The sequence below is a fragment of the Devosia oryzisoli genome, from assembly GCF_014837245.1.
Classification (GTDB): Bacteria; Pseudomonadota; Alphaproteobacteria; order Rhizobiales; family Devosiaceae; genus Devosia; species Devosia oryzisoli.
This window is the reverse complement of record NZ_JACYFU010000005.1, coordinates 1-13,061: the sequence shown is the minus strand read 5'-3', so window position 1 is coordinate 13,061 and position 13,061 is coordinate 1. Positions and strand designations below refer to the sequence as shown.

Annotated in this window: 9 protein-coding genes; 6 read left to right on the top strand and 3 right to left on the bottom strand. The window is 62.2% G+C overall.

Annotated elements, in window-relative coordinates; all coding sequences use genetic code 11:
• Positions 1–22: 22 nt before the first annotated feature.
• A complete protein-coding gene (ubiG, locus tag IC608_RS16180; RefSeq protein ID WP_191777691.1) occupies positions 23–778 on the bottom strand; it encodes a bifunctional 2-polyprenyl-6-hydroxyphenol methylase/3-demethylubiquinol 3-O-methyltransferase UbiG in 756 nt (251 codons plus the stop codon).
• Between the two features lie 156 nt (positions 779–934).
• On the opposite strand from ubiG, the gene IC608_RS16175 reads away from it, so the two are divergent.
• From IC608_RS16175 to clpB, 6 genes are all read left to right on the top strand, one after another.
• Positions 935–2,200 (top strand): aspartate kinase, encoded by a 1,266-nt coding sequence (locus IC608_RS16175; protein ID WP_191777689.1) that lies wholly within the window; start codon positions 935–937, stop codon positions 2,198–2,200.
• A 64-nt stretch (positions 2,201–2,264) separates the two neighbouring features.
• A complete protein-coding gene (gene ptsP / locus IC608_RS16170; protein ID WP_191777687.1) occupies positions 2,265–4,532 on the top strand; it encodes a phosphoenolpyruvate--protein phosphotransferase in 2,268 nt (755 codons plus the stop codon).
• 63 nt (positions 4,533–4,595) lie between these two features.
• Complete coding sequence (gene prfA / locus IC608_RS16165; RefSeq protein ID WP_191777685.1) at positions 4,596–5,672, top strand: peptide chain release factor 1; 1,077 nt, start codon at positions 4,596–4,598, stop codon at positions 5,670–5,672.
• Positions 5,669–6,565, top strand: coding sequence for a peptide chain release factor N(5)-glutamine methyltransferase (gene prmC, locus IC608_RS16160; RefSeq protein ID WP_191777984.1), 897 nt, complete (start codon positions 5,669–5,671; stop codon positions 6,563–6,565). Before prfA ends, prmC begins: the two co-directional genes overlap by 4 nt.
• A gap of 318 nt (positions 6,566–6,883) precedes the next feature.
• Positions 6,884–7,537 (top strand): DUF4167 domain-containing protein, encoded by a 654-nt coding sequence (locus tag IC608_RS16155; protein ID WP_191777683.1) that lies wholly within the window; start codon positions 6,884–6,886, stop codon positions 7,535–7,537.
• Positions 7,538–7,722: 185 nt separating this feature from the next.
• Positions 7,723–10,329, top strand: a complete 2,607-nt coding sequence (clpB, locus tag IC608_RS16150) for an ATP-dependent chaperone ClpB (protein WP_191777682.1) — start codon at positions 7,723–7,725, stop codon at positions 10,327–10,329.
• A gap of 164 nt (positions 10,330–10,493) precedes the next feature.
• Here the strand turns inward: clpB and IC608_RS16145 are convergent, their stop codons facing one another.
• Both IC608_RS16145 and IC608_RS17960 read right to left on the bottom strand, forming a co-directional pair.
• Complete coding sequence (locus IC608_RS16145; protein ID WP_191777680.1) at positions 10,494–12,317, bottom strand: M23 family metallopeptidase; 1,824 nt, start codon at positions 12,315–12,317, stop codon at positions 10,494–10,496.
• A gap of 171 nt (positions 12,318–12,488) precedes the next feature.
• Positions 12,489–13,061 (bottom strand): hypothetical protein (locus IC608_RS17960; protein WP_210316398.1); only part of this gene is annotated, 573 nt, incomplete at its 5' end.

Below are 13,061 nucleotides of genomic sequence, written 5' to 3'. Positions count from 1 at the left end.
TCTTACTCTGCCTCCCTGGCAACTAGCCTCCCGCCTTCTCGGCATGCGGCCGTTCAGCCAGCACCATGTAGTTGATGCCCATATCTGGAGACGTACGCCACTCATCGGCCAGAGGGTGGAAAACGACACCGGTCTGATCGACCACGGAGAGGCCGTTGCGCGTGAGAAGGCTGCGGATTTCGTCCGGCGTCAGGAACTTGTTCCAGTCGTGCGTGCCGCGCGGCAACCAGCGCAGAACGTATTCGGCGCCAATCACTGCCAGCGCCCAGGCCCGGGCTGTCCGGTTGAGGGTCGCGGTGAACAGGAGCCCTCCCGGCGCAACGAGGTCGGCGCAACTTTTCATGTAGAGCGGGACGTTATCGACGTGCTCCACCACCTCCATGTTGAGCACCACGTCGAACCGTTCTCCGGCAGCCACGAGCGCCTCGCTGGTGGTAGCGCGATAGTCGATCTCAAGGCCGGCCTGCTCTGCATGGATTTGGGCAATGCGGATATTGCGCTGTGCCGCATCGATACCCGTGACGGTCGCGCCAAGCCGCGTCAGTGGCTCGCAGAGTAGACCACCCCCGCAGCCCACATCCAGAACCTTCAGTCCCTCGAACGGGCGGATGGAATTGGCCGCTCTTCCGAAATGGCGAACAAGGTGGTCGCGAATGTAGCGCAGCCGGACCGGGTTGAACTTGTGCAGCGGCTTGAACTTGCCGCTTGGGTTCCACCACTCCTCCGCCATCGCAGTAAACTTGGAAATTTCGGCGTCGTTGACGGTGGTCTCGGTCATGGCGTCTTCCTTTGCCTCTCGTTATGCCCCTGCAAACAGGGAGGGGCAAGGCGCGGCGTGTCGCACAGCGATGCCCATTGATTGCGCCGGGGCTTTATGGCATGTCCGCGCCAACTAGAGCGTACCGCCCGGTTCGGCGGAGTTTCGGGGAAGACAGTGGCCCGTATCGTCGTCAAGTTCGGTGGCACCTCGATGGCCAATATCGAACGCATCCGCCATTCCGCCCGCCACGTGAAGCGCGAGATCGAGGCCGGCAATCAGGTCACCGTGGTCGTCTCGGCAATGTCGGGCAAGACCAATGAGCTCGTGGGCTGGGTCAACGAAGGCTCGAAGCTGCACGACGCGCGCGAGTACGACGCGGTGGTTGCCTCCGGCGAGCAGGTTACGGCAGGCCTCATGGCCATCGTGCTGTCCGAGATGGGCGTCCAGTCGCGTTCGTTCGCTGGCTGGCAGGTTCCTATTCATACCGACGACTCCCACGGCGCGGCCCGTATCACCGGCATCGATCCCACCGAGCTCGACAAGCGCATGAACGAGGGTTGGGTCCCGGTCGTCACCGGCTTCCAGGGAATTTCACCGCACGGGCGGATCACCACGCTGGGACGTGGGGGGTCGGACACGTCGGCCGTTGCGGTGGCCGCCGCAGTCGGTGCCGACCGGTGTGACATATACACCGATGTGGACGGCGTTTACACCACGGACCCGCGCATCGTGCCCAAAGCGCAGCGCATGACGAAAATTTCCTTCGAGGAAATGCTCGAAATGGCGTCGCTGGGCGCCAAGGTGCTGATGATCCGGTCGGTGGAAATGGCCATGGCGCACAAGGTTCGCCTGACTGTGCGCTCAAGTTTCGATGACCCTGATGCGCCCCAGATCGGGCCGGACGGTCGGCCGGGTGTGCCGGGTACACTGGTTTGCGATGAGGATGAGATCATGGAAAAGCAGATCGTTTCGGGCGTGACGCTCGCCAAGGCCGAGGCCAAGATCACCCTCCGCGATGTCAAGGACAGCCCTGGAGTGGCGGCCGCCATCTTCGGTACGCTGGCGGACAAGGGCATTATCGTCGACATGATCGTGCAGAATATCGCCGACGACGGAGCCACCACCGACATCACCTTCACCGTGCCCGACAGCGAATACGAGAAGGCCGTCAAGGCCCTCGAAAGCAATGGTGGCCGCTTCGAATATGCCCGTCTTTCGGGGTCGCGGGGCGGCGCAAAGGTTTCGGTGGTGGGTGTGGGAATGCGCAGCCATGCCGGTGTGGCTGCCTCCATGTTCAAGGCTTTGGCAGACAAGGGCATCAATATCCAGCTCATTACGACGTCGGAAATCAAGACGTCGGTGCTGATCGATGAAGAATATGCTGAGCTTGCGGTTCGGGCCCTGCACACCTATTACGGTCTGGACAGGAAGGACGCCTGAGCCCGATCGAGGGGAAGTGGGCCGCGTCCCGATGCAGGGGGGCGGCTCAGCCGCCTGAGAGGCGATGGTGACGACCATAGGCGGCCCACGGGTGCTGCTGAGGCAATTGCGGGAGACGATGGCGGAGCCGCTGGCTTCGCAGGAGCGGCTCGACAAGATCGTGGCGCTCATCGCCGACAACATGCACGCCGATGTCTGCTCCTTCTACGTGCTGCGCGACGACGGCGCGCTGGAGCTCTTCGCCACCAAAGGGCTGGATGCCCAATCCGTGCACCTGACCACGCTGCGGCTTGGCGAGGGTCTTGTCGGCCTGATCGCAGCGGAAGCGGAGCCGCTCAGCCTGGACAACGCGCCGGAGCATCCGGCCTTCGCCTATCGCCCCGAAACGGGCGAAGACAAATATAATTCGTTCCTCGGCGTGCCGGTACTCCGCTCAGGCCAGACCCTGGGTGTCCTTGTTGTCCAGAACGGTGACCATCGGCATTATGGCGAGGACGAAACCGAGGCCATGCTGACCACGGCCACAATCCTGGCCGAAATGATCGCCACCAGCGACTTCGACAATCTGATCAAGCCTGGATCGGATATCGATCTGAGGCGGCCTCGCATGTTCAACGGCGTCAGTTTCACCGAAGGAATCGCGCTTGGAACCGTGGTGCTGCACGATCCGCGCGTCGTCGTAACGAATTTTATCGCAGACGATACCGATGCAGAAAAGCGGCGGCTGGATGATGCCCTCGCGACCATGCGGGTCTCGATCGATGCCATGCTGGACCATGGCGACATGGCTGGCGGCTCCGACCATCGCGAAATTCTTGAAACCTACCGCATGTTTGCCAACGACCGAGGCTGGGTGAACCGGCTGATGGAGGCGATCGATAACGGTCTTTCGGCCGAGGCCGCGGTCGAGCGGGTGCAGAACGATACGCGCGCCCGCATGCTGCGCCAGACCGATCCCTATATTCGTGACCGGCTGCACGATCTGGATGACCTGGCCAACCGCCTGCTGCGCGTTTTGACGAACACCAATCAGCCGGCGCAGCGCGAACTGCCGGACAATGCAATTCTGGTGGCGCGCAACATGGGCCCTGCGGAACTACTCGAATACGACCGCCACAAGCTCCGCGGCGTCGTGCTGGAGGAAGGCGGGGCGACCGCGCACGTGGCCATCGTGGCCAGATCGCTCGGGATTGTCGCGGTGGGCCAGGCGCATTCGATCGTGTCGATGTGTGAGACGGGCGACGACATCATTATCGACGGCCCAGCGGGCACTGTGCACCTGCGGCCCACGCCCGAGATCGAACAGACGTTCATCGACAAGGTGCGGGTGACGGCGCGGCGGCGGGCCCATTATGCGGCTCTGAAGGACAAGCCGAGCGTAACCCGCGACGGGGTCGAGATCACGCTCCTGCACAACTCGGGTCTCGTGGCGGATCTACCCATGCTGGAGGACACCGGGGCCAAGGGGGTAGGCCTTTTTCGCACGGAATTGCAGTTCATGATCGCGAGCAAGTTGCCGCGACTGCAGGAGCAGGTGGACCTTTACGCCGAAGCCATGGCGATCGCCGGGGAACGACCCATCGTGTTCCGGCTGCTCGATATCGGTGGCGACAAGGTGGTGCCTTACCTGCGCTCGATGGCCGAGGAAAACCCGGCCATGGGTTACCGGTCGATCCGACTGGGGCTCGACCGGCCCGGTCTCCTGCGGACCCAGATCCGGGCGCTGCTGGTCGCGGCCAATGGGCGCCCGCTCAAAATTCTCGTGCCCATGGTCACGGAAACCTTTGAGTTTCGGCAGACACAGGCGGTGGTGCGCAAGGAGATGGAACGGTTGCGGCGGGCGGGACAGCCCGTACCGGCCCGTCTTGAACTGGGCGCCATGGTGGAGGTGCCATCGCTGCTGTTCGAACTGGACCAGTTGCTGCCAGACACCGATTTCGTTTCCATCGGCTCGAACGATCTGGTGCAGTTCCTGACGGCCGCCGATCGTGCCAACCCGCGCGTTGCCAAAGCGTATGACCCGATTGGCTTGCCGCGCCTGCGGGCAATGCGCCTGGTGGTCGACGCTGCGCGGCGGCACAACAAGCCCGTCACCATGTGCGGTGAGCTCGCCGGCAAGCCGATGGAGGCGCTGGCCCTCATGGCAATCGGCATGACGCGCCTCTCCATGGGGCCGGCGTCGATTGGACCGATCAAGGAAATGGTGCTCAACCTTGAACTCAAGCCCATTCGCGATGCCGTCGCTGCCGCTCTCAGCGACGGGGCTGACGGGATCGGCATACGCGATCTGCTGGGCGAATGGGTGGATCGGCAGAAGCTGCCGATGGGCTGATGCCTTGCGGTCGATGCCGCAGGGCTTTACACGCTCGACCCGATACCAGCCGAAAGACCGCACATGCCCACTCTGCCCCAGGACAAGCTCGACGCTCTCGAGCTGCGTTTCGAGTATATCGAGGCGGCGCTTTCGGGCGGAGCTGCGCCGGACGAATTGGCCAGGCTGAGCAAGGAGCATTCAGACCTCAGCGATATCGTGGCTGAAATCGGGGCGTACAAGAAGGCGCTCAAGGACCGGGCCGAGGCCGAGGCGTTGCTCAAGAGCGGCGACAAGGAAATGGCCGAAATGGCTCAGGCCGAAGTCGAGGAACTCGATGAACGGATCGAGGCCTTCGTGCAATCCATCCGAGTCCTCTTGTTGCCCAGGGATGAAGCGGACGACAAATCGATCATCCTCGAAATCCGCGGTGGCACTGGCGGCGACGAAGCAGCGCTGTTCGCTGGTGATCTCTTCCGGATGTACGAGCGCTATGCCTCGGCGCGCGGCTGGAAGGTAACGGTGATGGAGGAGAGCCCCGGTGAAATGGGCGGCTTCAAGGAAATCATCGCCAACGTCACGGGCAAGGGCGTCTACGCGCGGATGAAGTATGAGTCGGGCGTACACCGGGTGCAGCGCGTGCCGGCCACAGAAGGTTCAGGACGCATCCACACTTCGGCGGCCACCGTAGCAGTGCTACCCGAGGTGGAAGATATCGACATCGACATCAGGAACGAAGACATTCGCATCGACACGATGCGCGCGTCGGGTGCAGGGGGCCAGCACGTCAACACTACAGACTCGGCTGTGCGGATCACCCATCTGCCGTCAGGCATCGTGGTGACCTCGGCCCTCAAGTCGCAGCACCAGAACCGTGCCCAGGCCATGGTGGTGCTGCGGGCCCGGCTGTACGAAATGCAGCGTGAAGAACGGGATAGCGCACGATCGGCCGAGCGCAAGGGGCAGGTCGGGTCCGGCGACCGCTCCGAGCGAATCCGTACCTATAATTTCCCGCAGGGACGCGTGACCGACCATCGGATCAACCTCACGCTCTACAAGCTCGACAAGGTGATCACCGGCGAGGCTCTGGACGAGCTGATCGACGCGCTGATCACCGAGAACCAGGCCGCGCAGCTGGCGGCGATGGAGCAAGCCAACTGAGCACTGCTGATACGATTGGCCAGTTCTGGCGCGCCTGGCGCGATCGATTGAACCGGCAGGGGATTGTGACGGCGACGCTTGATGCCAAGCTGCTTCTGGCTCATGCGCTTGGTGTCGATAGCCTGACATTGGCGGTGCGGGAAAACGAGCAGGTCTCTGCCGATGCCATGTTGCGGGCCAACGTCCTGTTCGAGCGGCGGGTGTCGGGTGAATCGGTAGCTCGCATCATTGGTCAAAAGGGGTTTTATGGGCTCGATTTTGAGCTTGGTCCAGCCACGCTGGAGCCTCGCCCGGAGACCGAACTGTTGGTCGACCTGGCGCTCGCGGCCTTGCCGGAGGGCGGTCGCGTCCTGGATCTGGGGACCGGAACCGGCTGCATTCCGATCGCGCTCCTGGTCAACAGACCCGATGCGACGGCTATGGCGACGGATGTTTCGGCTGAAGCGCTAGAGGTCGCGAGAAGAAATGCTGAGCGGCTAGCGGTGGCAGAGCGGCTGAACTTCGCCAAGGGCGACTGGTTCGACGCGCTTGACGCTACCTCGGACGGGCCCAAATTCGACCTCGTGCTGTCCAATCCGCCCTATATCGCCAGCGCAATTATCAGAACTCTCAGCACAGAAGTTCGCAGCTTCGATCCCCTGCTGGCGCTTGACGGCGGACCCGATGGCCTGACGCCTTACCGGGCAATTGCGGCCCAGGCGGGGTGCTTCCTCAAGCGCGGGGGCGCCGTCATGGTAGAAATCGGATATGACCAGGGGGAGCAGGTCTCGGCGCTGTTCGAGCGGGCCCATTTCGTCAACATATCGGTCCGGAAGGACCTGGCGGGGCTTGATCGTGTGGTCGTGGCGCACCATATCGGGGAAAATCACAGTGCGTTGTTGAGCCAGGACTAGTTTACTCTGGCCAATACGGTGAAAACCGGTTAGTTTGACCGTGCTGTCAATGGCGCATCATGGGCGCCGCAGCGGCCGCACCCGATCCAACATTGCTTATGCTGCTTGGCGCAGCGCTGTTCCCCAAGCCGGAACGACGCAAGTACAAGCCGGGCGAAAACGGGGCCGCTGCCGACCGCACTCGGTCTTCATGAAACCAGGTAGAGCCCCGTTTGGATGCGCAGTTTCCATCTGCCGGGGTCGGGGGCCAGATCGGGCCTGTTTGTTCCGGTCCGCCCAGAGATGACGCTTAACTACCAGAGTTAGACAAAGCGACCTATGAGACCCAACAACCAGAACAAGAACCGGCAGCGCGGCCGCAACGGTGGCCGCAAGCACGTCAATCCGCTTTCGCGCAATTACGAGAGCAATGGCCCCGACGTGAAGGTGCGCGGGAATGCCGCCCATATCGCCGAGAAATATCTGCAGCTGGCGCGCGACGCCCAATCAAGCGGTGATTCGGTAATGGCGGAGAATTATCTCCAGCATGCCGAACATTATTTCCGCATCGTCTCCTCGGCGCAGCAAGCCATGAGCGGTCCACGTGACGGCCAGACGCAAGACGAGAACGACTTCGACGATGATTTTTCGGAGATGAACTCGCGCTTCGCCTCCCCTCAGCAACAGCAGCAGCGGGACCACGGCACTGCTCAGGCCGGTCATGCCGGTCATGGCGAGGGTGAAAGCGACGAGGATAAAGCGGCGCCACAGGCTGCTGCCGATGGGGCCCCGCCACAAGGAGAAGAGGCTTCCGGTGAACCTCCAGCCGAGGGCGAACCGGCCCCCCGGAAAGCGCGCGAGCGTCGTCCGCGCCGCCGCCGCCCAGCCGCTGGCGCCGAGGGCGCAGCGGATCCGGGCACCGGACCGCAGCCGGATGTCGGCGAACTGCCGGCATTCCTGACGGCTGGAAATCCGGCCAACGCAGCCGAATAATTCAGAACCGGGCCGGGCGCCCGGTTCTTTGTTTTTAGGCGCGCGCCCTTCAACTCCCAAACGCGTGACCCATATAAATTCTTGTGACGGAGCGTGCCGGCTGACCGGGCGTTGCGCATACGACGCTTCCGACGCCATGCCGGTGCCTTTGGGGCCGGGCTGGCGGGCGAGACAAGGAGAGTTGCATGAATATCGAAAAGTACACCGAGCGGGCGCGCGGCTTCATTCAGAGCGCGCAGACCTACGCTCTGGGGCAAGGGCATCAGCAGTTTTCGCCGGTGCACCTGCTCAAGGTCCTTCTGGACGATGACCAGGGGATGGCTAATGGCCTTATCCAACGCGCAGGGGGCGACCCAAAGGCGGCACGCGCTGGCGTAGAAGCGGCTCTCAACAAAATCCCCAAAGTGTCTGGCGATGCCGGCCAGCTTTATCTCGGTCGTGAACTCGCCAAGGTCTTTGACACCGCCGAGCAGGCGGCGCAAAAGGCCGGTGACAGCTTCGTGACGGTGGAGCGGCTGTTGCTGGCGCTCGTCATCGAGAAGGACAGCGAAGCGGGGAAGATCCTCAGTTCCGCCGGCGTGACGGCGCAGGGCCTCAATACGGCCATCGAGGCGATACGCAAGGGTCGCACTGCCGATACGGCATCTGCGGAAAGCGGTTATGACGCGCTCAAGAAATATGCCCGCGATCTCACGGCGGATGTGCGCGAGGGGAAGCTCGACCCGGTGATCGGCCGCGACGAGGAAATCCGGCGTACCATCCAGGTGCTGTCGCGCCGCACCAAGAACAATCCGGTGTTGATCGGGGAACCGGGCGTTGGCAAGACGGCCATTGCCGAAGGTCTCGCGATCCGCATCGTGAACGGTGACGTCCCCGAATCCCTCAAGAACAAGAGCCTCCTTGCGCTCGACATGGGTTCATTGATCGCCGGTGCCAAATATCGCGGCGAATTCGAGGAGCGCCTCAAGGCCGTGCTGTCCGAAGTGCAGTCGGCAGAGGGGCAGATCATCCTGTTCATCGATGAGATGCATACGCTCGTCGGTGCGGGCAAGGCCGATGGTGCGATGGACGCCTCGAACCTGCTCAAGCCTGCCCTGGCGCGCGGCGAGTTGCACTGCGTTGGTGCGACCACGCTCGATGAGTATCGCAAGCACGTTGAAAAGGACCCGGCGCTGGCCCGGCGTTTCCAGCCGGTGTTCGTCTCCGAGCCCACCGTGGAAGACACCATTTCGATCCTCCGCGGGCTCAAGGAGAAGTACGAACTTCACCACGGCATCCGCATTGCGGATTCGGCGCTGGTGAGCGCGGCAACCCTGTCAAACCGCTACATCACCGACCGCTTCCTGCCGGACAAGGCCATCGACCTCATGGACGAGGCCGCAGCACGGCTGCGCATGGCCGTGGATAGCAAGCCTGAGGCTTTGGACGAACTTGACCGGCGCATCATGCAGCTCAAGATCGAGCGGGAAGCGCTCAAGAAGGAAACAGACGAGGGTTCCAAGACTCGACTGGAGCGGCTCGAGCACGATCTGGCCGGGTTCGAAGAACAGGCGCAGGCTTTGTCGGCGAAATGGCTGGCAGAGAAAGAACGGCTTCAAGGGTCGACCAAGCTTAAGGAGGAGCTAGATGCCGCCCGTTCGCAGCTCGAAATTGCGCAACGGCAGGGCGATCTCGCCAAGGCCGGAGAACTGGCTTACGGCGTCATTCCGGACCTTGAACGGCGTTTGAAAGACGCTGACGCCAACGGCAAGCTCGACCCCGTGATGGCCAAGGAAACGGTCGAAGCGAGCGATATTGCACAGGTGGTTTCGCGGTGGACCGGCATTCCCGTCGATCGCATGTTGGAAGGCGAAAAGGAAAAGCTGCTCCATATGGAGAGTTCCCTGGGTGCCCGCGTGATCGGACAGGCCGAAGCGGTTGCAGCGGTGGCGAAGGCCGTGCGGCGGTCGCGCGCCGGGCTGCAGGACCCGAACCGGCCGATCGGGTCGTTCATGTTTCTCGGACCGACGGGCGTGGGCAAGACGGAGCTGACCAAAGCGCTGGCGCAGTTCCTCTTCGATGACGAGACGGCCATGGTTCGTCTCGACATGAGCGAATTCATGGAAAAGCACTCCGTGGCGCGGCTCATCGGTGCCCCTCCGGGCTATGTCGGCTATGACGAAGGCGGCGTCCTCACCGAAGCGGTGCGGCGGCGGCCTTACCAGGTGATCCTGTTCGACGAGATCGAAAAGGCGCATCCGGACGTGTTCAACGTGCTGCTGCAGGTGCTCGACGACGGACGCCTGACCGACGGGCAAGGCCGGACGGTCGACTTCCGCAATACCGTGATCATCCTGACCTCCAATCTGGGGGCGGAATACCTGGTGGAGCTCAAGGATGGCGAGTCGGTGGAATTGGTGCGGGGCAAGGTGCTGGACACGGTCAAGGCGGCGTTCCGGCCCGAATTCCTCAACCGGATCGACGAAATCCTGCTGTTCCACAGGCTCGGGCGCGAGCACATGGGTGCTATCGTCGACATTCAGTTCGGGCGGCTCGAAGCCCTGCTCAAGGATCGCGACATCAGCCTCGAGCTGACACCGCGCGCACGGGATTGGCTGGCGAACGAAGGATACGATCCGGCTTATGGCGCCCGCCCCCTCAAGCGCGTCATCCAGCGCGAAGTGCAGGATGAACTCGCCGAGGAGATTCTGACGGGCACCGTCAGCGACGGAGGGCGGGTCGTCGTCGACGCCGATGACAGCGGCATCGTACTCCTGCCGGCCAGCAGCGGCCAGTCCCACGCTGCTGCCTGAGGCGGAACAAGTCCTCAAGGGCCGGTCCTCTGGGCCGGCCCTTTCTGTTTCGCCGCCCTTCCCGTGCCGCAGAACCACATGCAGATGTGGTTGCCAGGACCAAGACGCAAGAAAGGCGTTCGTGCAGTTAGATTGGATCACGCGGGAAAGAAACGTGCAGTTGCCTAGCGCGAGGCGACCTGTGCTGCCCCAGCGGGTGTGCCGGGGCGCTCCATCAGATCGTCGATCTGTGCGATCGTCTGTTCGAACTGGTCACGGTACTGTGGCGGAAGGACGTTGTCCTTTGGCAGCTTTACGCTGAGAGGATCGACGAAGTTGCCGTTGATCTTGATCTCGAAGTGCAGGTGCGGTCCCGTCGATTGCCCCGTCGAGCCGACATAGCCGATGAGTTGCCCTTGCCGCACCTTGCTGCCGACACCAAGACCTTTGACATAGCGCGACAGGTGCCCATAGCCGGTCTCGTAGCCGTTGACGTGCTTGATCTCGATCTTGTTGCCGTAACCGGACTGCCACTTGTACCACTCTATGACGCCATCACCGGCAGCATAGATGGGGGTACCGGAGGGCGCCGCAAGATCGGCGCCGCTATGCAGGCGCCGTGTGTGGAAGATTGGATGGATGCGGTAGCCAAAACGGGAGCGAAGCGTGCCGCCACCTTCCAGCGGCCGGCGGTTCAGGAAGCGCTTCCCGGTTTCGCCATCGGGATCAAAGAAATCAACGCTGCCGTCGGGGGTGGCAAAACGGTACATCTGTCGATGCGTCCCTGACAGGTTAAGGCCAACGTAGAGAAGCTCGGGCTTGGGGGCGCCTTCTTCGGTGGTCTCCAGAATTTCTATGCTGTCGCCGGCGGTGATGCGCTTGGTCATGTCCACGTCGTAGGCGTACATGCCGACAATGCGCTTGATGGTGTCGTCATCCAGGTTGTGCTTGCGACCGGTCTCCCAGATAGCCCGGTAGATCGTCGGCAGATTGCCGACGTTGATCTGTTCGACGTCTTCCTTGGGGAACTCCACCCAGTCGGGCTGCAGGCCAACGACGTACTGCCCATTGTCGCTGAGCGCCACGGTTGCGATATGCGGATCGCCCGGGGCATTTTCGGGGCGGTAGATCGACATCCGGTAGGGGACAAGACTGTTGGTGTCGCCGCTCACGGGCCCATAAAGAATGCGCAGACGGACACCGACGGGCAATCCCCCGGCCGGAATAAGGTTTGCAAGCGCGTTCTCCACCATGGACACCTGCGCTCGGGTAAAGCCGTTGCGCACCAGGGTGTCGGCAAGGGGGCCCAGTTCACGCACCGTCAGGAAGCGTTCGGAGCGGCCGGGACCGTTGTCGGCGGCAAGAGTCGTCTTGGGCATCACCGTGACGTTTTCGGCAACTCCAGGAAGGCTGGTGGCATCTTCGGCCGCTGTGAGGTCACGAACATCCTGCGTCGGGTCTGCATAGGCCATGGCCGATGGCGAGACTTCATAGAGGCCTCCATCGGTCAGGCCGCGGACGAAATCGGCCGCGCCCTGATCCGAGATCAGGCGTGGCGGGACGAAGCTCTCGGGCATCGCGCCCTGATTGACCACCACCTCACCCTCGACGTCGGTGCCATAGACATCTGTGTTGAGATCCATCCCCGCGGCCTTGAGCGGCTCGGTCGCGTTCAGGATGGCGACAGGGTCGTAGGGTGGCGCATCGGCGGAAAGCGAGGTTGCAGTTGTCGCCAGCGTGGCCTGGATGCGGGTGAAGGGCTGGTTGCGGATGATCTCGCGCCCATCCACGCTTTGGCGGATCGACGCCTCGATGACCTCCAGATCCGAACGCGTTTCCGCAACCGGACGCACGCGCGAGGACTTCGATGTGAAATCCGTCGCTGCCGGCTGCGCGATACGGGGGGCAGCGAGTTGCAGGGCGGCATAGGCAGTCGAGAACGTGTCTTGTCCCTGAAAGGAGACGTAGAGTGCCGCTCCCATGAGAAGGACGCTGGTCAGCCCTGTCATGACTGTTCCGGACAGCCAGGCAAAACTCAGTTCGCGTCCTTGGGGGATATCGCCGTCAGTGGACTGAAGGGTGAGTGCGGGACCATCCTCAAATCCGCTGGCGCGCAAAAGAGCCAGATGACGATGCCTAGGCGCTGCGGTCAACGCTCCATCCTTAGTCGGTAGCACTAGTCACCGCTGCGATCGGCAGACCGGAAGCAACGGAGGGTTCTGCGTGTATAGACGGTTGCGCGTCTTTGGCCAACAAATGCGGCGGAACTGGGAAAAAGCAGCGACCATAGCGACAGCTCTTGAACTCGGTAGAGTAAGCTCCCAAATGAGCACTGCAAGCGGAGTGGCCTGTAAACTCTGGTGGTTCAGTAGAGTTTTCCACCGAAGCGAAGCCAGCGCCTTCAGCTTTTTCTGATTTTTCGCCGATGGGTCGTTGACAGGGAAGAACGCTCCCCCTAAAACCCGCCCATCGCTGAAGACCGCGGCGCCGCGAAGCGCCAAAGACTGAAGCAAGCCCTTGATAATGAAAAGTAATTTTCGCAATCGAGGTTCGGTTTTCGGAGTTCTTCGAAAAACGAAATTAGGGTGTTGACAGGACGAAATGTTCTGAATAAAACCCCCCAGCGCTGAACGACGCGAGCGACTAGTTTGCTCCCACTGATTGGCGCAATCTGACAGGGCAGGGTGGCTGCCGGGCAACCGGAGGCAAGCTACTGTTCTCTCGGGAATTGCGAGAACTTTGGTTCTCACCGA

What these genes read in the sequence shown, in the direction of transcription:
- ubiG (WP_191777691.1), bottom strand. Translation starts at nt 778, where the DNA reads ATGACCGAGACCACCGTCAACGACGCCGAAATTTCCAAGTTTACTGCG.
- ptsP (WP_191777687.1), top strand. Translation starts at nt 2,265, where the DNA reads ATGGTGACGACCATAGGCGGCCCACGGGTGCTGCTGAGGCAATTGCGG.
- prfA (WP_191777685.1), top strand. Translation starts at nt 4,596, where the DNA reads ATGCCCACTCTGCCCCAGGACAAGCTCGACGCTCTCGAGCTGCGTTTC.
- IC608_RS16155 (WP_191777683.1), top strand. Translation starts at nt 6,884, where the DNA reads ATGAGACCCAACAACCAGAACAAGAACCGGCAGCGCGGCCGCAACGGT.
- clpB (WP_191777682.1), top strand. Translation starts at nt 7,723, where the DNA reads ATGAATATCGAAAAGTACACCGAGCGGGCGCGCGGCTTCATTCAGAGC.
- IC608_RS16145 (WP_191777680.1), bottom strand. Translation starts at nt 12,317, where the DNA reads ATGACAGGGCTGACCAGCGTCCTTCTCATGGGAGCGGCACTCTACGTC.